15 protein-coding genes are annotated in these 26030 nt (G+C 53.5%); 10 read left to right on the top strand and 5 right to left on the bottom strand.

The window, feature by feature from the left end; translation table 11 throughout:
* Window positions 1-121: 121 nt before the first annotated feature.
* From H8L32_RS15445 to H8L32_RS15425, 5 genes are all read left to right on the top strand, one after another.
* A complete protein-coding gene (locus H8L32_RS15445) occupies window positions 122-1417 on the top strand; it encodes an MFS transporter (protein ID WP_186948136.1) in 1296 nt (431 codons plus the stop codon).
* Between the two features lie 3 nt (window positions 1418-1420).
* Entirely contained in the window at window positions 1421-2422 is a 1002-nt protein-coding gene (locus H8L32_RS15440) for a M14 family metallopeptidase (protein ID WP_186948135.1), read from the top strand.
* On the top strand, window positions 2419-4254 hold the full coding sequence (locus tag H8L32_RS15435; RefSeq protein ID WP_186948134.1) for an ABC transporter substrate-binding protein: 1836 nt from the start codon (window positions 2419-2421) through the stop codon (window positions 4252-4254). Before H8L32_RS15440 ends, H8L32_RS15435 begins: the two co-directional genes overlap by 4 nt.
* Before the next feature lie 185 nt (window positions 4255-4439).
* Window positions 4440-5039, top strand: coding sequence for a M15 family metallopeptidase (locus tag H8L32_RS15430; RefSeq protein ID WP_329605190.1), 600 nt, complete (start codon window positions 4440-4442; stop codon window positions 5037-5039).
* A 1-nt stretch (window position 5040) separates the two neighbouring features.
* Window positions 5041-6501, top strand: a complete 1461-nt coding sequence (locus H8L32_RS15425) for a serine hydrolase domain-containing protein (RefSeq protein ID WP_230412242.1) — start codon at window positions 5041-5043, stop codon at window positions 6499-6501.
* Window positions 6502-6515: 14 nt separating this feature from the next.
* Here H8L32_RS15425 and H8L32_RS15420 read toward each other — a convergent pair whose 3' ends face one another.
* Together H8L32_RS15420 and H8L32_RS15415 are read right to left on the bottom strand one after the other, a co-directional pair.
* On the bottom strand, window positions 6516-7418 hold the full coding sequence (locus tag H8L32_RS15420) for a LysR family transcriptional regulator (RefSeq protein WP_186948132.1): 903 nt from the start codon (window positions 7416-7418) through the stop codon (window positions 6516-6518).
* 60 nt (window positions 7419-7478) lie between these two features.
* Window positions 7479-8369, bottom strand: a complete 891-nt coding sequence (locus H8L32_RS15415; RefSeq protein ID WP_186948131.1) for an N-acetylmuramic acid 6-phosphate etherase — start codon at window positions 8367-8369, stop codon at window positions 7479-7481.
* Between the two features lie 202 nt (window positions 8370-8571).
* Between H8L32_RS15415 and H8L32_RS15410 the strand changes: the two genes are divergently transcribed.
* Window positions 8572-9141, top strand: coding sequence for a L,D-transpeptidase (locus tag H8L32_RS15410; RefSeq protein WP_186948130.1), 570 nt, complete (start codon window positions 8572-8574; stop codon window positions 9139-9141).
* Between the two features lie 112 nt (window positions 9142-9253).
* On the top strand, window positions 9254-10588 hold the full coding sequence (locus H8L32_RS15405; protein WP_186948129.1) for a serpin family protein: 1335 nt from the start codon (window positions 9254-9256) through the stop codon (window positions 10586-10588).
* 77 nt (window positions 10589-10665) lie between these two features.
* Here the strand turns inward: H8L32_RS15405 and H8L32_RS15400 are convergent, their stop codons facing one another.
* From H8L32_RS15400 to H8L32_RS15390, 3 genes are all read right to left on the bottom strand, one after another.
* The gene (locus tag H8L32_RS15400; protein ID WP_186948128.1) at window positions 10666-13506 is read right to left on the bottom strand and encodes a TonB-dependent receptor domain-containing protein; all 2841 of its coding nucleotides are present in this window, start codon (window positions 13504-13506) and stop codon (window positions 10666-10668) included.
* A gap of 395 nt (window positions 13507-13901) precedes the next feature.
* The gene (locus H8L32_RS15395) at window positions 13902-15521 is read right to left on the bottom strand and encodes a glycoside hydrolase family 10 protein (RefSeq protein WP_186948127.1); all 1620 of its coding nucleotides are present in this window, start codon (window positions 15519-15521) and stop codon (window positions 13902-13904) included.
* Between the two features lie 78 nt (window positions 15522-15599).
* Window positions 15600-16754, bottom strand: a complete 1155-nt coding sequence (locus tag H8L32_RS15390; protein WP_186948126.1) for an acyltransferase family protein — start codon at window positions 16752-16754, stop codon at window positions 15600-15602.
* Window positions 16755-17420: 666 nt separating this feature from the next.
* On the opposite strand from H8L32_RS15390, the gene H8L32_RS15385 reads away from it, so the two are divergent.
* The 3 genes from H8L32_RS15385 to H8L32_RS15375 are packed head-to-tail and all read left to right on the top strand — an operon-like array spanning window position 17421 to window position 25998.
* Window positions 17421-19034 (top strand): ShlB/FhaC/HecB family hemolysin secretion/activation protein, encoded by a 1614-nt coding sequence (locus H8L32_RS15385; RefSeq protein WP_186948125.1) that lies wholly within the window; start codon window positions 17421-17423, stop codon window positions 19032-19034.
* A gap of 36 nt (window positions 19035-19070) precedes the next feature.
* Window positions 19071-25286 carry a beta strand repeat-containing protein gene (locus H8L32_RS15380; RefSeq protein ID WP_230412241.1) on the top strand — a complete coding sequence of 2072 codons (6216 nt, stop codon included), beginning with the start codon at window positions 19071-19073 and terminating at the stop codon, window positions 25284-25286.
* Window positions 25255-25998, top strand: coding sequence for a FecR family protein (locus H8L32_RS15375; protein WP_186948124.1), 744 nt, complete (start codon window positions 25255-25257; stop codon window positions 25996-25998). The genes H8L32_RS15380 and H8L32_RS15375 overlap by 32 nt, the downstream gene beginning before the upstream one ends.
* Window positions 25999-26030: the final 32 nt, after the last annotated feature.

The raw sequence follows: 26030 nt of genomic DNA, 5'->3' as shown, positions 1-26030 counted from the left end.
TTCAATCGCGTTCTTCCTGCTTTACTGGGAACATGTACCGTAAATATGTTCTAAGGCCCGCCTTGTAACCTGGTTCAAAATCAGATCAGAATCAAAATCAGCTCTCAAGAAAAAGACGACAATGACAAGCGAGATAGCAAACAGCAAGCAATCCACCCAGGTACCAGAATTATGGCGCTGGATACCGTCATTGTATTTCAGTCAGGGAATTCCATACGTAGTCGTCATGACACTTTCCGTCATTATGTACAAAAAGCTGGATATTTCCAATGCAGACATTGCTTTTTACACAAGTTTGCTCTATTTGCCTTTTGTGATCAAGCCCTTGTGGGCACCTTTCGTGGATATGTACAAGACCAAGCGTTTCTGGATCATCACGCTGGAATTGCTGATCGGTGCGCTGTTTGGGGTAGTGGCGCTGATCATACCCATGCCCGGCTTCTTCCAGGCGACGCTGCTGGTATTCTGGTTGCTGGCATTCAGCGCGGCCACGCATGACATCAGTTCTGACGGTTTTTATATGCTGGCGCTGGAGCAGCATCAACAGGCGGCATTTGTCGGTGTACGCAGCATGTTCTTCCGCATGGCCATGCTGACCGGCCAGGGCGTCCTGGTGTATCTGGCTGGCACCTTGCGCGATCTGACCGGCAATCCCAGATTGGGCTGGATTGCAGTTTTTGCTGTGCTGTCGGTGATGTTCATCGGCCTGTCTGCCTACCATAAATATGCCTTGCCACAGCCTGACAGTGACCGTGCGCATGGTGATCCGAATCAGGTGGTCGCTACTTTCCTGACGATCTTTGGCAAATTCATCAAAAAGAAAAATGTGTTGATCAGCATTGCCTTTCTCTTGCTGTATCGTTTTGGTGAGGCACAACTGGTAAAGATAGCGCCGCTGTTTTTGGTGGATACGGTTGATAAGGGCGGGCTGGGGCTGACGACACAAGGTGTAGGCCTGATCTATGGCTCCATGGGCATGGGAGCACTTACCGTGGGCGGGTTGGCCGGCGGTGCACTGATTGCACGTTATGGCCTGAAGCGCTGTCTGTGGCCCATGGCCATGGCGATCAATGTGCCCCATCTCGTGTATGTGTACCTGGCATTTGTGCAGCCCCAGAGCGAAATACTGATCGCTATTGCCGTCGCTTTTGAGCAAATGGGTTATGGCTTTGGTTTTACCGCCTATGTGCTGTATATGATCATGATTGCAGATGGTGAACACAAGACTGCCCATTATGCAATCTGTACCGGTTTCATGGCCATGAGCATGATGCTGCCGGGTCTGTTCAGCGGCTGGTTGCAGGAGTTTTTGGGCTATTCCCACTTTTTTGTCTGGATTTGTATCGCTGCCATCCCCACCTTTGTGGTGACGGCCCTCATTAAAGTAGACCCGGCTTTTGGCAAGAAAGCCGAATGAACCATGAATACAAGAAACTATCCTTATGTCTTCCAGAGCAGTAGCTTCCAGTCACCCCAGACCGGGACTACCGTCATCATTACTGGTGCCGTACATGGTAATGAAACCTGCGGTACCAAGGCTATCCGGCGCGTAATCAGCGAACTCGAAAGTGGCATCCTGCAACTGGTTGCCGGTCGCGTGACTCTGGTGCCGGTATGTAATCCACTGGCTTACCAGTTAGGACAACGCGAAGGCGAACGCAATCTGAACCGTCGCCTGATCCCTACGGAGGATGTCAGCGAATTTGAAGATCATGTCGCCAACTGGCTATGCCCTCTGTTTGCCCAGCACGAAGTCTTGCTTGATCTGCACTCTTTCCGCAGTCAGGGGGAGGCCTTTGTGCTGATCGGACCGGAAAATAACCGTGGTCCGCTCGAATCCTTCAGTTACGCCAAACATGAACTGGCCATGGCCATGCGTCTGGGCGTACACCGGTTGGTCGATGGCTGGCTGAGCACCTATGCGCGCGGTGTGCAGCGGCGCCAGCAGCGACTTGCTCATGATGCGGATGTCAAAACCCTGGCGAATGCGAATACCCAGTTTGGTGTCGGCACTACAGAATATATGCGTTCTGTCGGTGGTTATGCGATGACACTGGAATGTGGTCAGCATCTTGATCCGCAGGCGCCTGAAGTCGGCTATCAGGCTATCGTCAACAGTCTGCGTCATCTTGGCGTGATTACCGGTACCGTACCCGAACCAGTGACACAGATGGAGGCATTGAGAATCTATGATGTCATCGATAAATTCCATGTGGATGACCGCTTCGTACGTGAATGGCGCAGTTTTGATGCATTGAAGCAGGGTGACCTGATCGCCATCAGGGCAGATGGCAGCGAGCTCAGGGCTGACCAGGATGGTCGCATCATCTTCCCCGATGCCGGCGCCAGCCCGGGCGAAGAATGGTTTTACCTGACCATGGCGAACCCGCGTCTGGCCAGTTTGTCTGAGGTCAGTGCATGAGCCACCGTCTGCTTGTTAGTCTGAGCTCGAGCCTGTTTTTGTCGCTGGCTGCCGCCGGTATTGTGTCCCTGGCACATGCAGCACAGACCGCACAGGCCACACAAACTGCACCCGCTGCCGATAAGGTATTGCGGGTGCTGGTCACCACGCCCGAAGGTGCGCTGGACCCGGCTGTGGCATCGGATGTGCCCTCGGTCAGCATTAATGAAAATATTTTCGAGCCCATGCTGCGCTATGACTACCTGGCGCGGCCGCTCAAACTCAAGCCAAATACCCTGAAATCCATGCCCGAGGTGACGGATGAAGGCAAGACTTATACCCTGCATTTGCAGCAGGGTATTTTCTTTACACCCGACCCGTCACTCAAGGGCAAGCCGCGCGAACTGACCGCGGATGATTACATCTACAGCGTCAAGCGTCTGTATGACCCTGCCGTCAAATCACCCTGGCTCTTCATGTTTGAAGGCAAGTTGCTGGGTGATGAGAAACTGCGCCCGGGCAAAGATGGCAAGGGGCAGGAATTCAGTCTGCAGACCAGTATCCCCGGCTTGCAGGCGCTGGACCGGTATACCTTGCGTATACGTCTGAATGCACCGGACAGCAATTTCCTGTTTATTCTGGCCACCACTGCCACGGGGGCGGTAGCGAGGGAAGTAGTTGAGGCTTACCCTAATCAGGTAGGCAACCATCCGGTGGGCACCGGCCCGTTCATGCTGGGTCAATGGCAACGCAGTTTCAGGATTGAACTGCTGGCCAATCCGCAGTATCGCAAGGTGGTCTTCAATGATCAGGGTATCGATGATGTCTCCCGCAAGATCGCAACTGAGCTTGCCGGGCAGACTTTGCCACGCGTCAGCAAGGTGGAAATCAAAGTCATGGAAGAACAGCAGTCGCGCGTGCTGGGATTCCTGAACCACGAATTTGATTACCTGGAGCAGGTGCCAGCACCCTTGTCGAATATGGTGCTGGACAATGGCAAGCTGAAACCTGCGCTGCAGCAGCAAGGCGTGCGGCTGTCTTTGTTCACACCCTTGCAAACCTATTACATGTGGATGAATATGGAAGATCCGGTCATAGGTGGCTATACCCCGGAAAAAATCGCCCTGCGCCGCGCAATTGCCTTGGGCTATGACAGCCGTGAAGATATCGCTCTGATGGAAAAAGGCCTGGCCATGCAGGCGCAATCTCCTTTGCCGCCAAATGTGCTGGGTTACGATGCTGCTTATAAAAGCCCGGTGCAATATGACCTGAAACTGGCGAATGCCTTGCTGGATAAATTTGGCTATAAACGTGGTGCGGACAATTATCGCAAGCTGCCGGATGGCCAGCCCCTGCAATTGCAGATGCATACGCTGGCCAGCACCACCGGACGCCTGCGTGATGAAGTCTGGCGCAAGAATCTGGATGCACTGGGTATCCATGTCAGTTTCAAGACCGACAAACATTCGGAAATCATACGGGCAGCCCGCCTGGGCAAAGTGCAGATGACCGAGGCCAACTGGATCGCTGATTTCCCCGATGCCGAGAATTTTTACCAGCTATTGTATGGCCTCAATGCAGGCCGTGCCAACTATGCACGTTTTAACCTGCCCGCATTCAACAAACTGTACGAGCAGGCAATACGCCTTAGTGATTCGCCGGAACGTACTGCCCTGTACCGCCAGATGGCACAACTCATGCATGGCTACACGCCGTGGGTGACACGTATTCATCCGGTTACGGCCGATCTGACGCAAGCCTGGCTACAGAACTATTATCGTCATCCGGTGGACTTTACCAATTGGCGTTATCTGGATATTGATACTGCGGCACGTAGCAAGGCGCTTAAATAGCGGCTGTAATTCGCTGCTGTAATTCGTGGCTGTAAATCGCGACTTTAAATAGATGTTGGACGGCAGGAGGAGCATGAAAAATGATTATTCCTTCTGGTTATATGTTATCGGTAAGTTTTCATTGGCAGGGGCGGGGGACTATCCCTATGCTGCCAGTATGAAAAACTCTGTTGTATGGAGCCTTTGTGCGTTGTGAAATCATTGCTGATCATCCGGATTTTTGCCGGCTCGATACTGTAGACGGTGTTGTCATCGATTTGCGTTATGTCGGCGACGACAATTTTGTCGGGCGCGATTTATATGGCGATCTCGACTGTCGCTGGTTGCACCGGGAAGCGGCACAGGCTTTGCAGTCAGCCGTCAACTGGCTGCGCGAACATTATCCCGCGTACCGTATTCTGGTACTGGATGCTTTGCGTCCGCACCGCATTCAGGAAATGCTGTGGCAGCATCTGGATGGCACCCCGCTGCGCATGTATGTTGCTGACCCTGCACGTGGCTCCATCCATTCCTTTGGCATGGCGGTCGATGTCACACTGATCGATGCTGATGGCAAGGAACTGGACATGGGCAGTGGCTTTGATGCCATGGAAGAAAAATCCCATCCTGTACTGGAACAAAAAATGCTGGCAGAGGGGCAATTAAGCCAGATTCACCTTGATCAGCGTAATATTCTGCGACAAGCCATGTTTCATGGTGGTTATCGCGGTATCAACAGCGAATGGTGGCATTTCAATTGTGGCGACCCGGTCGTCGTGCGCCAGACCTATCTGCGTATAGACTGATATGCACACCATCATGCAGGCTGGGCAGCCAGGCCGGCGCCAGAAGGTATGTCAGCGCCTGTTGCTCATCTGTGCATCAGCCGCTGCAATAACTGCACTGGCCATGCCATTCTGGACCGGGACAGCCATGGCACAAACATCTTCTGCATCTTCTACGTCTTTTGCATCTTCTGTTCACCAGTCCAGTCTTGACAGCCAGGTGACAAAAAAACTGGCAAGCATCGTCGCAGACCCCCAATTACCCCTTGCCGGACTATCGGTACTGAGCATTAAAAACGGCAAAATCATTTACCAGCAGCAGTTTGGTCAGCGTTATATAGACCGCGAGAATGCTGGCAATAATCTGGCGGTGGATGCGCGCACGCTGTTCCGTGTGGCGTCCGTGTCCAAGATGGTGGCTGCCATAGGAGCGATGTGCCTGGTCGAACAAGGCAGGCTGGACCTGGATGCCGATATCAGTCGCTACCTTGGTTATCAAGTCAGAAATCCGCATTTCCCCGATGTCGCTATTACTACCCGCATGCTGCTCAGTCATACTTCATCGCTGCGGGATGATGGCGGCTACAATTTCCCAGCCAATGTGAGCTTGCAGAGTTTTCTGTTGCCTGCTGGCGCACATTTTGATCGTGGTCTGCAATGGGCTAGTCCCTCCGGCGAGCAGGCGGATGAATCTCGCGCGCCGGGTAAGTACTTTCATTATGTGAACCTGAACTGGGGTGTCCTCGGTACCGTCATGGAAGCTGCCAGTGGTCAGCGTTTTGATATGTTCATGCGGGATACCGTTTTGCGTCCGCTGGGTGTGACAGGTGCTTACCATCCCGAACTGCTGTCGCCGGATGAATTATCCAGGCTGGCCGTGTTATACCGCAAGCAGGAAAATGAAATCTGGAACCTGCAAGGCCCCTGGGTCGCCCAGACCGACGATTTTCGTACAAAGCCGCTGATCAAAAGGTCGCTGGATAATTATGTCCCTGGCAGCAATGCTACCTTATTCAGCCCGCAAGGTGGCTTACGGATTGATGTACAGGGCCTGGCCCGCATCATGCTGATGTTGATGAATGAAGGCGAGCTGGATGGCAGGCGCTTCCTGCAGCCTGCCAGTGTCCGTGCGTTGCTCAGTGAACAATGGCGCTATGATAAAAATGCCCGCAACGGTGATGATTATCACGGATTGTTCCAGGCCTGGGGTCTGGGTTTTCAGCGTTTCAGCGATGTCAGCGCCCAGCACTATGGTGACAGGCTGGTATCACCGGTGAAGGGGAAATCTGCATTCAAGGCAGTCGGGCATCTGGGTTTTGCCTATGGCCTGCAGTCCGGCTTCATGTTTGACCCGACAACACGCAATGGCATGATTTACATTATCAGCGGTGTTGCTGCCGACCCCGAAAAAAATCCGGGCAACTATTCCAGCCTTAGTCTGTGGGAAGAGCAGATACTGACTGCCCTGTATCGTTTTTATTGATATGAATTAGGACCTTACGAGGTGCGGGCAATAAACTCTGTACCGGCTTCCTTGATGGATTCTACAAACGCCCGTGCCGAACGTGACAGGGGCGTAGCTTTGACGGTCAGCAAATACAAATCTACCGGTACATTGGGCGACAGCGGGCGGCACTGCACCTTGCTGTGATCTGATGTCGCCGCAGTGAAGGGGTCAATGACTGCCGCACCGGCACCCAGTTCCACCAGAGTCCTTGCCAGCAGGTAGGTTTGCACTACCGTGTAGGACGTAAAACTCAGGCCCTGTTCTTCGCAGGCGTCCATGACACGACTGACCAGATGGTCATCCAGATCGAGTGCGATCAGGTTCTTTGGTAAATCACTGACCGGCAAGGCCGTGTTATCCAGTTGTCTGGACCAGGTACCTATGGGCGCAATGGCTGTCATGCAGCCGCGTATCAGCGGTTCAGATGCAATATTCGGGTGGCAGGGATCATACAGGGACAGGGCAAAATCCACGTCACCCAGCAACAGGGCGTTCACGATTTCACTGGTATGGTGAGTCGCCAATGTGCAGTGGACATGGGCAAATTTCTTGCGCCATGCTGCCAGTGCCGCAGGCACGACCGTAATCGACAGCGTAGGGGTGGATGCCAACCGCACCGCTTCGTCGGGATGGTTTTTCAGGTTGCTGGCCAGCCGGCGTACTGATTGCAGGTCGCGGTTCAGGCGGTCCACTTCGGCAAACAGCTTGTGTGCTTCCGGTGTCGGATGCAATTTTCCCTTGATGCGCTCAAACAGCTTCAGGCCCAACTGAATCTCGCAATGTTGCAGGACCTTGGTTGCTGCCGGTTGTGAGATATTCAGCAACTGCGCAGCGCCACTGATCGTGCCTGCCTGCATGATGGCATGGAAAACTTCTATGTGACGCAGTCGCATGATTCAACCTGGGAGACAAAAGACGAACTAAATTGTAACGCGTTGCCAGCCTTGCTGTGCTTACTTTTGCTGTACCTGCAAGGCGCGTCGCAAATCGTCACCACATGCGGCCAGCCTGGCGCTGGCAGTTGCGACGCTGATATCGCTCAAAATGGCAAGAATGGCGGTCTTTACATGGAAGTCACATTCTTCCAGCACACGGCGGCATTCGGCTTCGTCACGACCGGTGGCATGCATGGTCAGGCTGACTGTGCGTCGCAACAGTTTGACATTGGTCGGTTTGACATCCACCATCAGGTTGCCGTAGACCTTGTGTAGTCTCACCATCAATGCGGTAGAAAAACTGTTCAGTGCCACCTTTTGTGAGGTACCTGCCTTTAATCTGGTACTGCCGGAAATAACTTCATTGCCGGTATCGAGGGTAATACCGATGTCGGCAGCGCCGGTCACTTGCGCATCTGGATTATTCGCAAAACCTATGGTCAGGGCGCCGCTGGCGCGTGCTGCCTGCAAGGCCCCCAGCACGTACGGGGTGGCACCGGATGCCGCGACCAGCAACACCACATCATTTGCGGTCAATGCCAGTTCACGAATTTCGCTGGCACCCTTTTCGGCATCATCTTCCGCCCCTTCAACCGCAACAAACATGGCTTGTTTACCGCCTGCCAACAGGGATAACGCACGCTCGTTGGGCCAGGAAAATGTCGGCAGCAATTCCACGCCATCGAGTACCCCCAGGCGACCGGATGTGCCAGCACCTACATACACTAGCCGGCCACCAGCCAGTATGCGCGGGGCAGCCGAATCCACTGCGCCAGCAATGCGGGCTGCTACCTGGCGCACGGCCCGTATGGCATTGAATTGGTCATCAATCAGAACGTGCAGCAATTCTTCAGTGGGATACAAGTCCAGATCGGTATGGCTGCTGCTGGGTGTTTCGGTATTCAACATGGTGTTCTTTCCAGTGCTTCAGCACCCGCATGCAAGAGGCATTCAGGTACACATTCCCATAACTTATAGGCTGGGAATGAAGTGCACAAATGAAAGCTCATAGCTGGTCCATAACTTCAGGTAATGCATCAAACCACAAGAATTATTTGCCGGCAGCTTTTGTTCAGCTTATGCTCGGTTTCTATTCAAGGAGAGATGAACAATGCTTACACTGTGTCGTAACAATTTCATCGCGCTGATGTCAGCATTGCTTCTGGCAGGTTGCCAGTCAACCTGGTTTCGGTCAGCCGATACGCGACATCAGTTGATCATTTCCGTTTCCGAACAAAGAATGCATGTGCTGGAAGACGGCAAGGAAGTTGCCAGCTATCCGGTATCGACGGCCAAGCGCGGCGTCGGAGACATGCCAGACAGTTATATGACCCCGGGTGGTCGCATGCAGGTGGCCGAGAAATTTGGTGACGGTATGCCTATGGGCACCGTTTTCAAGGACCGCAAGCCAACTGGCGAGATCGTGGCAGTCGATGCGCCTGGCCGTGACCCCGTCGTTACCCGCATCTTCTGGTTGCGCGGGCTGGAAGAACGTAACCGCAATGCCTATCCCCGCTTTATCTATATCCATGGCACACCACAGGAAAGCCTGCTTGGTACACCGGCCAGCTTTGGCTGCATACGCATGCGCTCAGTCGACATTGCCGAACTCTATGAGCGTGTCGGTACCGGTGCCCAGGTGGATGTCATAGAAACGCCATTTGTTGCCAGCCTGCTATAAAACAGGTTTACTGCCTGGCCTTACAATTTAATGACAAATTGAATACATTTGTAAGCTGATTTGTTTTTTTGTTCTGCATATGATCGCCGTGTAGTTGTTACGGAGACAAACAATGCATACAAAAAAATCTAATCACTGCCTGACCTGCTGTTTCAGTCTGGTTGCCTTGCTGTGTCTGACTGCTTGCGGTGGTAGTGGCACCCCGGCCTCTGCAAATCAGGCCACCAGCAACCCGTTGGCTGTCAGCAGTGCGAAATCCAGCCTGACCAGAAATCCTGTCCCTGCTGCTAGCGATGCCGATGTTGCTGTGGTTGTTGCCGGGAATACTGAATTTGCACTGAAAGTTCTGCCCTTGCTGGACGCCAGTGGCGACAGTAATCTGGTGTATTCCCCATATAGCATTACCCAGGCACTAGCGATGACTTCTGCCGGTGCGAAAGGGGAAACGCTGGCAGGGATAGAGCAGGCTCTGGTATTCAAGTTGCAGCAAAACCGCTTGTTCCCGGCCTTGAACCGCCTGGATTTGCAACTGGCGGAAAAGACCAATGCCGCCGCCAATACCAAATTGCCAGGCTTGACCATTGCCAATGCCTTGTGGGCACAGCAGGGTTACAGTCTGCAGCCAGCTTACCTGGACGCACTCGCAGTCAATTTTGGCGCCGCAGTCAATTTACTGGATTTCATGAAAGCGCCGGACGCTTCGCGCCTCAGTATCAATAGCTGGGTGGAACAGCAGACCCAGCAAAAAATCAAGAATTTGCTGGGCCCGAATGATGTGTCATCGAATACCAGGGTGGTACTGACGAATGCCATCTGGTTTAAATCTGACTGGGCCACAGCTTTCACCGCAGAAAAAACCAGTAACCAGAACTTTACTGATCGCAAGGGCACTATCCGCAGTCTGCCTTTCATGTCGCAAGACATACGTTTGCCGTATGCGCAGGGCAAGAATTATCAGGCCGTAGAGTTGCCATACGTAGATAACAAACTGAGCATGTTGCTGATCATGCCGGAAGCAGGCAAGTTTGATGGCTTTATCCAGAGCCTCGATGGCAACACAGTGAGCGAAATCAATTCTGCGCTGAAGGATCAGTATGTCGCTCTCAGCCTGCCAAAATTCAATTTCAGTTCTGCGGCAACGCTGGCAGATGTGCTGGGCAAGCTTGGCATGAGTGCGGCTTTCGATGCCAGCAAGGCGGATTTTTCCGGTATGACGGGTAATCGGGATCTGTCTGTGTCGGCCATCGTGCACAAGGCATTTATTAGCGTCGATGAAAAAGGCACTGAAGCGGCAGCGGCAACTGGCGTAGTGGTTGGGGTGACCAGTATCATTGGTGACACACCTCTCAAGGTGACACTTGATCATCCTTTTTTGTTCATGATACGTGACCGTCAGACGGGCCTGATTATCTTTATCGGCAAGCTCATGAATCCAGCGATCAGTTGAAATGTAAAAACTTAAATGCAGACATAAAAAATCCCCTGATGTTTTTTAACATCAGGGGATTTTTATTCGTCAGAGAATTACTTGAACTTGTAATTCGCCAGCAAGGTGAAAGAACGGCCACGTGGATCTGCTACGCGCGGTTCCCATGAACTGCCAGCACCGGTATTGCTGTCATAGGTGATGGCAAACGGCGGGTCGGTATTGAAGATATTCTTCAGACCCGCTGTCAGCGTCAGGCTCTTGATGCCGGTATACGTCACGCTCATGTTGTAGATGGTATAGGCTTTGACATCCGGATTGTAGTCCGGAGGCGTGACCAGACCGCTTTGTACACCTGGCAATACCTGGTCTTTATAACCGGCACGATAAATCTGTGTCAGCATACCTGTCCAGTTACCTTCTGTATAAGTGACAAAGGCTGTGTGCTTCCACTTCAGGCCCAGATCGCCAGTGAAGGTGAACCTGCCAACTTCGCTGGCACCATATGGCGCGTTAGCCATAGGGCGGGATTTTTTCTCCAGCAGATAAGAACCATCGATACCGGCTGTCCATTTACCACGCCATACCGCACCGTTTGCCTTGGCACCGACTTCGACACCACGGGTGAGGCTGGAACCGGCGTTTACCCAACGCTGGTCGATAAAGGCCAGATTGCCGCTGCCGTCACGGATAAACTGTGCTTTGAACAGTTCATAGTTTTGCAGCATGGTGGTCAGGTCGATGGACATGATGGTGTTTTCCTTGCGGATTTCCCAAATGTCGGCATTGGCACTGAAATTGGTGCTTGGTGCCCACACTACACCCACGGTTCCCTGCTTGGCGGTTTCTGGTCCCAGGTTGCTCTTGCCACCGGTCAGGGTATTTGGCGTGACGGATGTACAACCAGGTTTGGTGCTGTCTACCTTGAGTGTAGGGCAAGTGGCCGGATCGACCAGGTCCTTGCCTGCATAGGGTGAATCAGTCACGCCGTTAAACAACTGGTTAAACGATGGTGCACGGAAGCCAGTGTTATACGAACCACGGAACAACAGGCTATCTGTGGGCGTATAACGGAAAGCCACTTTGGGATTGAAAGTACTGCCGAAACCCGAATAGTGATCCTGACGGCCAGCGACCGTAACTTCCAGCGTTTTCAGTACCGGTACCAGTACCTCGGCGTACACCGCACGGATATCACGGCTAACGTTAGGCAGGGCATTGGCATCGTCAAATGGAGCATTCAGAATCGCAGGGCGCGCATTCGATACGCGGGCATCACCGTTGAACGCATATTCTTCTTTACGCAAATCCATACCCACGGCGGCCATCACAGCACCGGCTGGCAATTGCCATACTTCGCCTGACAGGGCTGCATCTGCCTGTGTCAGCGTGGTTTTGCCACCGTACAGGGTGACGCCGGCAGCAGATGTACTGTTGATCAGGTCTATCGCTGCCTGTGTTTGTTTTTCGCCTGCTTTCAGGAAAGGATTGATGATCCCGGTTCCCAGTGCATTCGCCAGTGCGACGGTATAGTTATATCCGGTACCCAGTTTGGATTCGGATTCGCTGTACGCACGCGATACACCCACACGGTAATCCCATTTGCCGATCTGGCCATCTGCACCAAATTGCAGGCGACCAGCTTCTGTTTTGGTGGTGATTTCACGGTTGCCGCATTCCATACAGCGCCAGCGGTAGGCGATAGGGGCACCACGATTCGCTTCTATGCTGGGGAAGACAGCGACAATCGCATTAAAGACAGAATTATAGGCAGCCCCGGTACTTGGATAGAATGAAGACGCAGGGAAGTTGGTGCCTGGCGAAACCTGGTTAGGCGAAAAACGTTTGGATACTTCAACCTGCGAGCCGACTGCTTCGGCAAACAATTGATGGGTACCGATCTTGAATGTGGCACGTCCGACAAAGTTATCGTTTTTGACTGGCTGTTGCAGTACCGCTGCGCGGCCTGTATCCCAGGCACAGGCATATTTGGAAGAGGCAACATCCCACAACTTGGCATCATACGCTGCCATGCCATCGACAGAATTACAGCCCGCGCCACCCGGCAGGTTCAGCACATTGATGGCATTCATTACCTGTGTCGTACCAGGAAAGACCGGGCCGTTATTACTCTTGTTGCTGAGTATGGTATTGGCCAGTGAGGTTGCAAATATCGTGGCGTTAGGTGTGCCACGGGTATCGACCGACAGGCCGCGATTTGGCTGGAATGTATTTACAAAATCACGCTGGTCACCGCGCAGCGCATCATTTTCGCTATGGGTTGCCGTCAGCAGGACATTGTAATTGTCCTTGTCCAGATCACCAAAACCACCAACGACGGAAACACGTTTGATATTGCCGCCACCCTGTTGCGTCACATCGGTGAAAGCCTGTGCTTCCAGACCACTATAGTTCTTGCGCAGGATGAAGTTGATGACACCGCCGATGGCGTCGGTACCATAAATTGCCGAAGCGCCATCTTTCAGGACTTCAATTCTTTCGACTGCCGCCATGGGGATGGAGTTCAGATCAACTGCCGAGCCTTTCATCCCATGGGTGGCAACGCGTCTGCCGTTCAGCAGGACCAGCGTACTGTCTGAACCCTGGCCGCGCAGATTGGCAGAAGAGGCGCCATTATTGCCACGTTGTGCACCGGAGGTGACGTCTGCATTACTGGCCAGATTGTCAGAGCCATTGCCGTTGATGTTCAGATTGGCAATAAACTGCTCGGCCGTCACGATACCTGCGGCTTCCAGCTGTTTGCGGGTGATGATCTCAATCGGCACAGCGCCTTCTACCGCAATACGCTTGATGCTACTGCCAGTAATTTCAATTCTTTGCGGTGCATCTGCAGGTTTTTCCTGCGCCAGCACCCATCCGCTACTACCGGCTGAGATGCCTATCAGGGCGATGCACCGGGCTATGGTCTTTAACTTCACTGGTCTCTCCTTGAGGTCAAACTACATTGATTTTTAAGCTGAATTGTGGGCAATTTCGACGAAATACGATCAAAATTGATATAAATATTTATTGATGTATCCCAGACTAGAGTTTTGCGGTCGCTGGTGACAAATGAAAATTTCATGACGGGCGATAACCAAAAGATATGGGGTTTGGGTACTGTGTCAGCCTCCCCAAGCATGGCGCAGATTTTGCCCGGATCGCAGAGGAAAATGCCGTAAAAAATGTGCGTGGCACGCCTTGCAGAACGTATCTAAAAACCACACTTTGATATCTGTTTTTTACCTGATGCTGAAAATTCAGGCAATTCGGCAGGCCATTGCATCCCAACCGGCCAGCAGTGGCCGGGTGGGGAAACCAGCCCTTGCTTACGCTATGGCAGGCTATAACTGGAACGCATGCTTTCCTGACCGGTACGGCTGATGGCCGATACGGTAATCTGCCTGATTGCGCCCGCCTGCGGGTCATCTGACAAGTCCAGGCGCATGCTTTGGGCCGGGACAACGCTGAACAGCCATTGTTGGCCGGTACGCTTCCAGATTGCCAGCAGGCGGGTATTCGCCGGATCGGGGATGGATACCTGTAGTGACTTCTTGTCTTCACTCAGTTCCAGCACCGGACTGCCTGGCAGTTTCTTGTCCAGCCAGGGGCTGGCGGGTATCAGCGCCTGCGAGGTGTATTTTTCGGCAGCCAGGCGCTTGCGTATGTCCTTGCGATTCTGGTTCAGTGCCGCCATGCTGAAATGCACATGGCCGTTACCACCTTTTTCGCGCATGGCATCGACCTGGTTCAGGATTTCGTCTGCTGTCCAGGATTTATCACTATTGTCGATACGGCTGGTGTACAGACCGGGCCAGACATGGCGGGCCATGACATTCTGTTCCAGCCAGTAATCATGCAAGACCTTGAACGCCTGCGGCGCCTGACCGATGGGCCAGTACAGTTGTGGCGCCAGGTAATCCAGCCAGCCATTCGCCAGCCACAATTCCACATCGGCATACAGCTTGTCATACTGGCTAAAGCCACTGATGCCTGCTGGCAGCCGGTCGGGGCGACCTATGCCAAAAGGGCTGACGCCAAATTTGACCCAAGGTTTTTCCTGATGTACACGCAGGTTGACGGTTTCCACCAGATGGTTCACATTGCTGCGCCGCCAGTCAGCCCGTGCCATGCGTCCACCGGATTGCAGATAGGCTATCCAGGACGGATCATCCGGAAAATCAACCTCATTGCCATTCGCTGCCTTGATTGGATAAGGATAAAAATAATCATCAATATGGATGCCATCGACGTCATAGCGGTGCACGACATCAATGATGACGTTCAGGGTTTGCTGCATGGCGAAAGGCTCACCCGGGTCCATCCATTGCAAGTCACCATAGGTCTTGACGGCTTGCGGGGCTATCCGGCTGATATGGTTACTGGCCAGGACACTTTTTGATTGGGCAGTCCGGGAGCGATAGGGATTGAACCAGGCATGCAGCTCCAACCCACGGGCATGGGCCTGTTCGACCCAGAATTGCAGCGGGTCATAATACGGTTGTGGCGGACGACCCTGTTCACCGGTCAGGAATTCTGACCAGGGTTCGATACCGGATGGATAGATGGCATCCGCAGCCGGGCGTACCTGCAAGACAATGGCATTGAGTTTCAGTTGCACCGCATTGTCGAGGATGGTGATGGCTTCGGCCTTTTGTTTGTCGCTGTTCAGGTCGCGTCGTGAAGGCCAGTCTATATTGGCGACGGTTGACACCCAGGCAGCCCGGAATTCACGCGGCAACGGTGGTGCTTCGCGCGGCATCACCGGAAAATTGACCGGCGCATTTTGCGGAACGATAGTCAGGTCAGTTTTATTGCCCTTGACAATGGGCAGTGGTTTTTCTGGTGCTGTGCTACAGGCCAGCAGCATGGCGGCCATGCTGCTGGCTAATAGTGGAAGCCTGATCTTTTTCAGGGAAGAAGCCGTGAAGGCAAAATTTTGAAACGAAAACATGCGTATGCTGATGCCGTAAGGAGGCGACAATGCGCCAAAAAAATGCAAAAACTGCGAAAGACCTGAGATGCTACTGCATTACACTTTCACAAACCAGCGTTTCTTCCACATTCCCCAGGCAAACAGTAACATCATCAGGTTGAACAGCACTGCGTAGAGCAGAGAGGCATTCACTGCCGTCAGCGGCAAAGCCTTGATCGGTGCATACAGTACCGCTTGCAAGCTGGGCTTGCTGTCATCGGCGGCACTGATATGGATAAACCCCAGCATCTTGGCGATCAGGCCAGACAGGGTAAACAAAAACAGCGCGTTCATGCCATACATGACCAGCGGATGGCACAGGCGGGCCATACCAGTTTTCAGACGGACAGAAGGATTCGCATCCAGCAGCCAGTAAAAACAGGCAAGGCTGATCAGGGCCCAGCCGGTCATGAAGATGCTATAGGAAGGTGTCCACAGGCTTTTATTGATAGGCATCAGCACACTGTCCAGTATTTGGCCCAGGCCCAGACAAGTCAGCCCTGCTGTGAATAACCAGGCGGTCTTGACTGCACGGTCCAGGCTGGTCGACAGATAACGCCCGGTCAGGACTCCCAGCATGACACTGGCCACTGCCGGCAAGCTGCTCAGCAAGCCTTCCGGATCCCAGGTCTTTGCCCGTTTCCACAGATGGCCATCCAGCAGCCAGCGGTCCAGGTAAGCACCGGCATCTTTGCCCGGTTCGAGTGCTGCCCTGGCCCAATTGCCATCTGCATCCGGCACGCTGACACCCAGCATGATGATTGAATACAGAGCCATCAAGGCGAGTATCCACCAGCACTGCTGTTGCCAGTTGCAGTAAATGACCAGCGGCGCTGCCAGCATGGTGCACAGCGCAATGCGCTGCAATACACCGGGAATGCGTACGGACTGGAAATCAAAACTGGGGATCAGATTCAGCATCAGGCCAATCAGGAAAATCCAGCAGGCACGTTTCAGCAACTGTCGTAGCAAAGGCCCTTGTGCATAACCCGCCAGGATTTTCTGATTGGTCGACAGATGCAGGGATACACCGACAATGAACAGGAAGAAAGGGAAAATACAGTCGGTAAATGTCCAGCCCGACCATTCTGCATGGGCCAGTGGCGGATACAGGTGGCCCCAGTCACCCGGATTATTCACCAGGAACATGCTGGCGATGGTGAAGCCACGAAACGCGTCTAGTGACAGCAATCTTGATGTATTTGTTGACATGCTGATCCGGATGGCTGGATGGAAAAAAAAGGGCGCTTGCGCGCCCTTGAAAAATCTCAATCTTCTTGGGGGAGTCCTGAGAGCAACCCAACAAATTCTGAAGGATTGTCATCATCATATTCACTAATACCAGTTTACTGCGATTGACTTTTTGTTAGGCACGTATAGACGGGGGTTATCCTCGTTCCCGGCTGGCAGGAATTGTATAGCTTTGCTTTTTTCTTTTGAGCAATTTTATGCAAGAGCAGCGTATGCGCATGACAAAAGTCATGCTGCTTGAATTTTCTTTAGTTGTTGAAATGCAGCAACAGGATAAATGCGCTGACCAAATGCGCAAGCAAGTCAGTGTGCTTGGTGTGCATTAACACGGCAGACGCAGAAACATCAAGTCCAATTTGACGGCAGGGCAGGAGATGTCAGAAATAGCAACATTCCGCTTGTGGTCCGAATTGGATTGCAGGATACTTCGCTTGAGTAGGCAAGTCGCCTATTTCTTTTGCGCATGTTCTGATTCCAGAGTCCGGAGAGCTGCGCCCGTATGTTCGTACTGGCTGTATGTAACACCGCAGTATTTTTCGATCGCTACTATCTGTGTGGGGGAATGCAATCCCTCCTGCGACAAGAACTTGTTGGCATGGCACGACTCAGCAACTGGGAAATCTTAGTATGAGACTGTTGAAGAACAAGCATTTCACACATCATCTTTCTGTTTGCCTGGCATTTGCCATTGGCCTGGGTGCGAGCTATCCGCTGGCAGCGCAAGACACTGAAAGCGTCGTTGGTCGCTTTGAGATCAGCAGTTTTGATGTCAAGGGTAATAATTTACTGACGCCAGCAGCGATCAATGCCTTATTGGCCCCCTTCACTGGCAAGAGCCGCAGTTTTGCCGATGTGCAGAGAGCGCTGGAGGCATTGGAAAAAGCCTATCGCGACAAAGGCTATAGCCTGGTGCAGGTGGTGTTACCGGAGCAGGAGTTGAATCAGGGCGTGGTCAAGTTCATTGTGGTGCAGGCCCGCATAGGCAGTGTCAGCGTCAAGGGCAACAAGTTTTTTGATGAGGCCAATGTGCGTCGCAGCCTGCCGCAATTGCGTCAGGGTGATACACCGAATGTCAAAAAACTGTCTGAGAGTTTGAAGGCAGTGAATGAAAATCCCGCCAAGAAAACCAATCTGCAGTTCCAGACCGCCAGTGATGAGGGCGAAGTGAATGCAGTATTGAATGTGACCGACAGCAAGCCCTGGACCATCGGTGCGAATCTGGACAATTCTGGTGACAGCAATACCGGCAAGAACCATGTGGGCTTATTGTTCCAGCATGCCAATATCAGTGGCCGTGATGATGTGCTCAGCCTGCAATACACAACGACCATGCAAAAACCCAGCCAGTATAGTGTGTTTGGCGTTGGCTACCATTTGCCGTTGTATGAGCTGGGAGATACGGTAGACCTGTATGCCAGCTATTCAAATGTTGATTCTGGTTCGATAGTTGCAGGCATCTTTGACTTGGCAGTCAGTGGCCGCGGTTCTGTGGTCGGTGCCCGTTATAACTATAGCCTTGGCCGCAAGGAAGATTTTGATTCACGCCTGAGCCTGGGGTTTGATTACAAGGCCTACAAGAATAATGTTTCACTGCTTGGTGTACAACTGGGCAGTGATGTCACTGTGCATCCGGTCAGCCTGACGTATTCCGGCACACTGAGTTCTGCCGGTGGCGAAACCAGTGCCTACCTGACCGCCCTGCATAATTTGCCTGGCGGTGAAAAAGGCAAGACCGAAGATTTTCAACGTGTGCGCAGTGGTGCTACTGCCGGTTACACCATCTTCCGTTATGGCGTCGGTTTCAGCCGCGTACTACCTGCTGCATGGCAACTGAAGCTGATGTTGAGCGGCCAATATACGCGGGATAGCCTGGTTCCCGGCGAGCAGTTTGGTGCCGGTGGTGCCAGCAGCGTGCGCGGGTTCACAGAACGTGCACTGGCCAATGATTATGGCACCCTGATCAGTGCAGAGATTTATACGCCCAACCTGTGCGCCAGTTTTACTGCCAGTTTCACGCAGTGCCAGTTACTGGGGTTTTATGACGCCGCCCATCTGTCGCGTAACAAGGCTTTGCCTGGCGAACCTGGTTCGTCTTCCCTTGCCAGCGTCGGCATAGGCGTCAGGCTGGCGATGTCGCGCGCCATGTCGCTGCAAATGGATTATGGCAAATCCCTGAAAACACCTGATGAACTGAGCAAAGATGACAGGCGCTTGCATGTCAGACTTGGCGTGAACTATTAATGATTGGTGAGGAAGAGCATGAGGAAAGAAATCAGTATGTTCGCTCAATCTGAATCCACATTGGCGGCGAACCGGCGCATCGGGTCTTTACCCACGCTATTACCACAGTTATTACCGCAGTTGTTGCCAAAGCTTTTGCCAGCTTTGCTGCTGGCCTGTTTTTGCCACGCGCCCGGCATGGCCAATCCGGTCGGGCCGCAAGTGGTCAATGGCAAGGTGATTTTCAACAAGGACGGTAATCTGTTCACGATTACCAATACGCCGGGTGCCATCATCAACTGGCAGGACTTTTCCATCAATGCCGGTGACATTACCCGCTTCATTCAGGAAAATTCGAATAGCGCGGTATTGAACCGCGTTACTGGCCAGAACCCTTCACAGATACTGGGTGCATTGCAGTCGAATGGACGGGTATTTTTGATCAACCCGAACGGCGTCCTGTTCGGCAAGGGTGCACAGGTGGATGTGAATGGCCTGGTCGTGTCCAGCCTGGGCATGAGCGACAGTGATTTCAAAGCCGGCAAGCTGAACTTTTCTGCTGGTGAACAGGCAGGCAAGATTACGAACCAGGGTGCCATTACCACTCCGGCAGGCGGACACGTGTATCTGATTGCGCCGGATATCGAAAACAGCGGCATCATCACGTCTCCCAATGGCGACATCTTGCTGGCTGCAGGCCAGTCAGTGAAACTGGTTGATTCCGCCAATCCTGACGTGCAGGTAGTGGTCAGCGCCAGCAAGGATCAGGCTGTCAATCTGGGGCAGGTGATTGCAGCCGGTGGCAAGATCGGTATTTACGGTGCACTGGTTAATCAGCGTGGGCTGGTCAGTGCCAACACAGCGGTGCTTGGCGAGAATGGAAAAATATATTTCAAGGCCAGCCAGGATACGGTCCTCGATAGCGGTAGCCTGACTACGGCGACTGGTGCCGGTAAAGGCGGCGACATCCAGATACTGGGACAACGCGTGGCGCTGGCCGGCAACGCAAAAGTGGATGCCAGCGGCGATACTGGTGGTGGCCAGGTCCTGGTTGGTGGCGATTATCACGGCGACAATGCCGGTGTCATGAACGCGCAGCGCACCTTTGTCGGCAGCGACGCGACTATTGCTGCCAATGCTGGCAAGAGTGGTGATGGCGGCAAGGTCATCGTCTGGTCGGATGAAGTGACACGTGTCAACGGCAGCATTTCTGCACGTGGAGGTAACCAAGGTGGCAATGGTGGTTTTGTCGAAACATCGGGCAAGCAAAGCCTGGATTTTCATGCCAAAGTGGATGTCAGTGCCGCACGCGGCAAGAACGGCAGCTTATTGCTTGACCCTTCTTCCATCACGATTGCCGGTGGTACTGGTGACGGTGCATCGGATGGTGTCGGCACCTTTCAGGGTTCAGGCATAGGCACGATCAATTTTTCCGATGCCGGCCCGACCACTGTATTTCAGTCCGAACTACAGGGGCTTACCCCGGGCACGAACATCGTGCTGGAAGCTGCCAATTATATTGATACCAGTGGTACTTTTTTTGGTGGACAGATATCCCTGCCAAGCAATTCCAACCTGACGCTCAGAACTCGCAATGCGGCCACTGATGTCAGCGCTACCCGTGGCATTAATCTGACCGGCGCTGATCCCAATCTGGAAATAAGGGCAGCCGGTACCGGCACCATCACGCTGCAAACCGGCACTGGCGCATCACCCCAGACGGCCGATATTGTAGTCGCCAGACTGACCACCAGTAGCGCGCAGATCAGTACCAGTGCCAGTGGCAATACCACATTCAAGACATTGCTGACGACCCCGGGTACGGTAGGCGTGGGTGGCAATATTCTGGTCAATAGTACAGGGCTCATCAATGTTGGTTCAGGTGGCATCGATGCCCGTGGCAATTCTTCAACGAATGGCAATGTCACGCTTACCACAGGCGCGGATGTTATCCAGCAAAACGGTACGACCATCTATGCCAACGACCTGAAGATGACGGCCGTGAATGGCTTGCACGGGACGACCTCAACTGACAATATGGGTGTACAGGCAAGCAGGCTGAATGCCCTCAATACGGGTAGCGGTGATATCCGTATTGCCAGTGTTGGCGCCAATCTGGTGGTTGGCGATGTCGGTGCTACCGGCTATGGCATCAAGCAGCAAACAGCAGGCGGGGCGATTTACCTGAGTTCTCCCAGTGGCTCCAGTACGAATATCAGCGCACCGGTGCTTACCAATAATGGTGTGATCACGATCAATGGTCAGGGTGGCATCAATCTGCTGGCAGGTGGCAATATTAATAGCGGTGGCGGTGCAATCAGCTTGCTGGCCACCGATACGAATGCCATGACCAGTACAGTGGCGGGTACGCAGATCAATAGTTCTGGCGCTGCTATTTCCATCAAATCTGACAAAATGGATTTGCTGGGTACGGTCAATGCGGGTAGTGGTACTGCAACGCTGGATTCTAATGCGGCGGGTGCCATCCATCTGGCAACAGGTGCGACAAATGTTTTGACCAGTACTCTGGAGTTGTCTGCTGCCGAATTGAACAATGTGACGGCGGCGCGCCTGCGTATCGGCAACATGAGCGGTGCCGGTATCGACATCAAGGGCCCCATGACTTCTGGCGCTGGTGGCGCTTTGCAAAATATCAGTACCTCGCTGAGCCTGAATTCCGGCAATATCATTTCGCAGCAGACTGGTGCCATTATTGATGGCGCAAGCTCGGTGCAGGCGCGCGGTTATGCCGTTACCCTGACGGAAGCGAATACTACGGGCGTTATTTCCGGTTCGTCCAGTACCGGTAGTTTCCTGTACCGTTCGGTCAATCCCATCAATGTATCCACCGTGGATGCTTATAGCGGTATCAACGCGCCGTCGAGTGTAAAACTGACGTCTGATGCCGGCATCAGTCAGGCAGCGGGTAGCGCCATTGTGACCGGCAGTCTGGCCGTGCAGGCCAAGGGGGCGGTCAGTCTGACCAATACCGGCAATACTTTCGGCTCACTGGCTGCAGACCTCAATCCTGGCGGCCAGGGAACGGGTGGCCTGAATATCTTCAACTCCGGCAATCTGACTGTCACCAACGTTTCTTCCATTCCCGGTATTACTACCAATAATCAGCCTGTGACTGTCAGCTCGGGTACCGGCACCCTGACGATTTCCGATGTTGTCAATGCCGGTACGTCCAGGGTTGGTTTTGTCGCCGATCAACTGGTGCTTGGTGGCCCCGGTAGTGTGACCGCAGGCGATTTCGGTGTTCGTCCTTATACCGTGGGGCGTGCCATTACTGTCGGTTCGGCCACATGTAGTTCGTCCCCCTGTCTTGCAGTGACCAATCTGTACAAGGTCAGTGCGGCCAATATTTCTATCGGTAGTGACAATGTGACAGAAGCATCGGGGCCAATTTCCGTCCTCAGTATCACTGATACCAATACCAGTGCCGCCACCGATATCAAACACCTGACCACGACACGCATCGGTTTGTTGAGCGGGTCGAACATCACGCAATTCAATGCCATTACCGTGCAGGATTTGGGATTAAGTGCCAATGGCTCTATCACACTGAACAGCCTGAATGCGGTCAGCAACCTGGCAGCAAAAAGTGCAAGCAGTTTCAGTTTTGTGAATACCCAGGGCATCAATGTAAGTAATCTGACTGGCGGTAATGGTGCCGGCAGCTATAGCCTGAACGGCATCAACACCAGTGGTAACGTCTATCTGACGGCCAATAGCGGCAATATCAGTATTGCTGCCCCCATCAATGCAGGCACTGGTGCGGTGACCCTGTCGGCAACGGGCGGCGCGATCGTACAATCTGGCGGTTTGATCAGCGGCGCGGCGCTGGATGCGACTGCCGGCAATGGTATCGGTAATGGAACAGCCTTGCAGACCCAGGTGCCTTTGCTGCTCGCAAATAATACCGGTAGCAACACCGATATCAAGATCAATAATACCGGTGCCCTGAACTTGCGCAATGTCACGCAAAGTTCTACGGGCAGCACAGGCAATATCAGCATCGACAATGTGGGTGCCATTACGCTGGACAATGGTGATGCCGTGCGCACCAAGGCGGGCAATATCAGCCTGGTGGCGCATAGCCCCCTGACTGTCAACGGTACTGTGGCCAGTGCCAACGGTGGCAATATTACTCTGGAAGCGGGTGCCAGCGGCAGTACTGCCGACAAGCTCACTGTGGGAACCACTGGTGTGGTGACGACCTCGGGTAATATTTTGCTGAAAGCTGGCGACGCCATTCTGATCTCTGGTACCGTCAGTGGTGGTAGTGTTACCCAGCAAGCCTTTCTGAATGCACCGTTGCCTAGCCTGGCGGCCTGTATTGCTACACCAACTTTGGCCGGATGCAGTTCAGTATTGCCCAGTCTGGCGGCCTGTATTGCCAACCCTAACCTGACTGGTTGCAGCGTGGTCTTGCCCAGCGTCGAGACTTGCCGTGCATCGCCGACTACCGCAGGATGCAGTGCGGTACTTCCGACTATCGGTGCCTGTATCGCCAATCCTTCCCTTTTTGGCTGTGCCAATGTCTTGCCCAGCCTGAGTACCTGTATTGCCAACCCCAGTGTTGCCGGATGCAGTGTGGTCTTGCCGACGCTGGCTTCATGCATTGCCAATCCATCGATTGCGGGTTGCAGCGTCATATTGCCAAGCCTGACAAGCTGTATTGCCAACCCCGGCATCAGTGGTTGCAGTGCGGTGCTGCCTAGTTTGTCGCAATGTACGGCTACACCAACGCTGCAGGGATGTAGCGTGATCCTGCCAGCCCTGGCGGCCTGTATTTCCGCGCCGAATATTGCTGGCTGTTCTGCCGTATTGCCGTCGGTCGCAGCATGTACTGCCAATCCTTCTCTTGCGGGTTGTAGCGCGGTCCTGCCTACACTGGCTGCCTGTACACAGAACCCGGCTTTGGCCGGTTGCAGTGCTGTTTTGCCCAGTCTGGCAGCCTGTACCGCCAGCCCCAGTCTGCCCGGCTGTAGTGCGGTTCTGCCTACTCTTGCAGCCTGTATAGCGACACCGACACTGGCTGGTTGCAGCAATATCTTGCCGAGCCTGGCAGCCTGTACTGCGACGCCAACTTTGCCAGGTTGCAGCGTGGTGTTGCCCACACTGAGTGCCTGTATCGCCAACCCTGGCTTGTCTGGTTGTTCAGCAGTCTTGCCCACCCAGGCTGCTTGTGCCGCCAGCCCGAGCCTGCCTGGCTGTAGCGCGGTCCTGCCTACTCTTGCCGCCTGTATAGCAACACCGACACTGGCAGGTTGTAGCAATGTCCTGCCGACGCTGACGGCCTGTATTGCCAATCCTGGTCTGGCTGGTTGCTCAGTGATACTGCCTGGACTGGCGGCCTGTATTGCCAGCCCAACTTTGCCGGGTTGCAGTGCAGTCTTGCCAAGTATCAGCGCCTGTATAGCGACACCAACGCTGGCCGGTTGCAGCAGCGTTCTGCCGGGCCTGGCCAGTTGTCTCGCCACACCGACATTGCCAGGCTGCAGTGTGGTATTGCCAAGCATCGCCAGTTGCGTAGCCAACCAGAGTCTGCCGGGTTGTTCACAAATTTTGCCGACACTGGCGACCTGTATTGCAGCACCTTCTACACCCGGTTGCAGCGTGATATTGCCAAGTCTGGCAGCCTGCACGGCTAATCCTGCGCTGGCAGGTTGTGCGGCGGTATTGCCGACCCTGGCTGTCTGTACCATCAATCCAGGTACGGCAGGATGTACGGCAGTGTTGCCAGGCTTGAGTGCCTGCGTGGCCAATCCTGCCTTGCCAGGATGCAGTGTGGTTCTGCCTACCCTGGCAGCCTGTATTGCCGCGCCGTCTGCGGCGGGTTGCAGCGCTGTATTGCCGAGCTTGAATGCCTGTATCGCCAGACCGGCTGCCACCGGCTGCAATGTCGTATTGCCAAGTCTGTCCAGTTGCGCAGCCAACCCGGCGATAGCCGGTTGTTCGGCAGTCTTGCCTACACTGGCGCAATGTGCGGCCAATCCCGGTTTGCTGGGTTGCACGATCGTCTTGCCTATCGGTGATATCAGGACTGGCAATGTGCTGACCAATTCCATCAATGCTGCGTTGAACAGCTATATCAGTTCGACCCTGTCCATTACCAATGCCATCACCAATTCCTCGAATTTCTTTGAGAGCGGCAACGGTGATTCAGGTCGTGAAACCAGGTTCGAACAAAGAAGCAGTATTGCCGGCACAAGTGATAACGGAGTATCAAAAAATGCTACTGATAAAAAACTGTACTGCAATTAAGTTTCTTTTCCTGTTGTCGCTATGCCTGAGCTGCGCATTCAGTTTCGCAGCCCAGGTCGCGGGTACCGTCACGCACCTGAGCGGGCCTTTGCTCGTCAAGAAAACTGATGGTACGGTCAAGGTATTGACACAGAAATCCACGGTCGAGCAGGGCGATATCCTGATTGCAGAAAAAGATACCTACGCCCGTATCAAGTTTGCCGATAACAGTGAAGTCACCCTGCGTCCCAATACGCAATTGCGCATAGACCAGTTTTCTTTCGAAGAAGACAAACCAGCTAATGACGGTTTTGCCATGACCCTGATCAAGGGCGGCATGCGTGCAGTGACCGGTATTCTGGGCAAGCGCAACAAGGAAAGATTTGGCCTGAATACACCAACGGCATCGATAGGCATACGCGGCACCACCTTCATTGCCGAATATGTACCGCCTGAATTATCAGGCGCCAATGATCCGCAGGGTGCAGGCAGACCGCCCGGCCTGTATGTCCAGGTATTGGATGGGACGATCTTCCTGAAAAACGATGCCGGCTTGCTGGAGGTGTCAGCCGGACAGTTCGCCTATGCCGTCAGCTTCTCGAAACCGCCGGTACTGTTGCCGAATAATCCAGGCATGCAGTTCAGCCCGCCGGTCAGCTTCCCGGCTGGTAACAGCCAGGAGAATGCCAGCAATGAAAACAAATCGGGTAGCCTGATATGTGAGGTGCGTTAGCTTGTCCGGGTTCTGATCAATCCTGCCTGGTT

It is taken from the genome of Undibacterium hunanense (genome assembly GCF_014284335.1).
Classification (GTDB): Bacteria; Pseudomonadota; Gammaproteobacteria; order Burkholderiales; family Burkholderiaceae_D; genus Undibacterium; species Undibacterium hunanense.
The sequence above is the reverse complement of the archived record's forward strand: the minus strand, read 5'-3'. Positions and strand labels throughout refer to the sequence as shown.

Excerpts from the sequence above, each read along its gene's own strand:
- H8L32_RS15445 (WP_186948136.1), top strand. The coding sequence starts at position 122 with ATGACAAGCGAGATAGCAAACAGCAAGCAATCCACCCAGGTACCAGAA.
- H8L32_RS15440 (WP_186948135.1), top strand. The coding sequence starts at position 1,421 with ATGAATACAAGAAACTATCCTTATGTCTTCCAGAGCAGTAGCTTCCAG.
- H8L32_RS15435 (WP_186948134.1), top strand. The coding sequence starts at position 2,419 with ATGAGCCACCGTCTGCTTGTTAGTCTGAGCTCGAGCCTGTTTTTGTCG.
- H8L32_RS15425 (WP_230412242.1), top strand. The coding sequence starts at position 5,041 with ATGCACACCATCATGCAGGCTGGGCAGCCAGGCCGGCGCCAGAAGGTA.
- H8L32_RS15420 (WP_186948132.1), bottom strand. The coding sequence starts at position 7,418 with ATGCGACTGCGTCACATAGAAGTTTTCCATGCCATCATGCAGGCAGGC.
- H8L32_RS15415 (WP_186948131.1), bottom strand. The coding sequence starts at position 8,369 with ATGTTGAATACCGAAACACCCAGCAGCAGCCATACCGATCTGGACTTG.
- H8L32_RS15410 (WP_186948130.1), top strand. The coding sequence starts at position 8,572 with ATGCTTACACTGTGTCGTAACAATTTCATCGCGCTGATGTCAGCATTG.
- H8L32_RS15405 (WP_186948129.1), top strand. The coding sequence starts at position 9,254 with ATGCATACAAAAAAATCTAATCACTGCCTGACCTGCTGTTTCAGTCTG.
- H8L32_RS15395 (WP_186948127.1), bottom strand. The coding sequence starts at position 15,521 with ATGTTTTCGTTTCAAAATTTTGCCTTCACGGCTTCTTCCCTGAAAAAG.
- H8L32_RS15390 (WP_186948126.1), bottom strand. The coding sequence starts at position 16,754 with ATGTCAACAAATACATCAAGATTGCTGTCACTAGACGCGTTTCGTGGC.
- H8L32_RS15385 (WP_186948125.1), top strand. The coding sequence starts at position 17,421 with ATGAGACTGTTGAAGAACAAGCATTTCACACATCATCTTTCTGTTTGC.
- H8L32_RS15380 (WP_230412241.1), top strand. The coding sequence starts at position 19,071 with ATGTTCGCTCAATCTGAATCCACATTGGCGGCGAACCGGCGCATCGGG.
- H8L32_RS15375 (WP_186948124.1), top strand. The coding sequence starts at position 25,255 with ATGCTACTGATAAAAAACTGTACTGCAATTAAGTTTCTTTTCCTGTTG.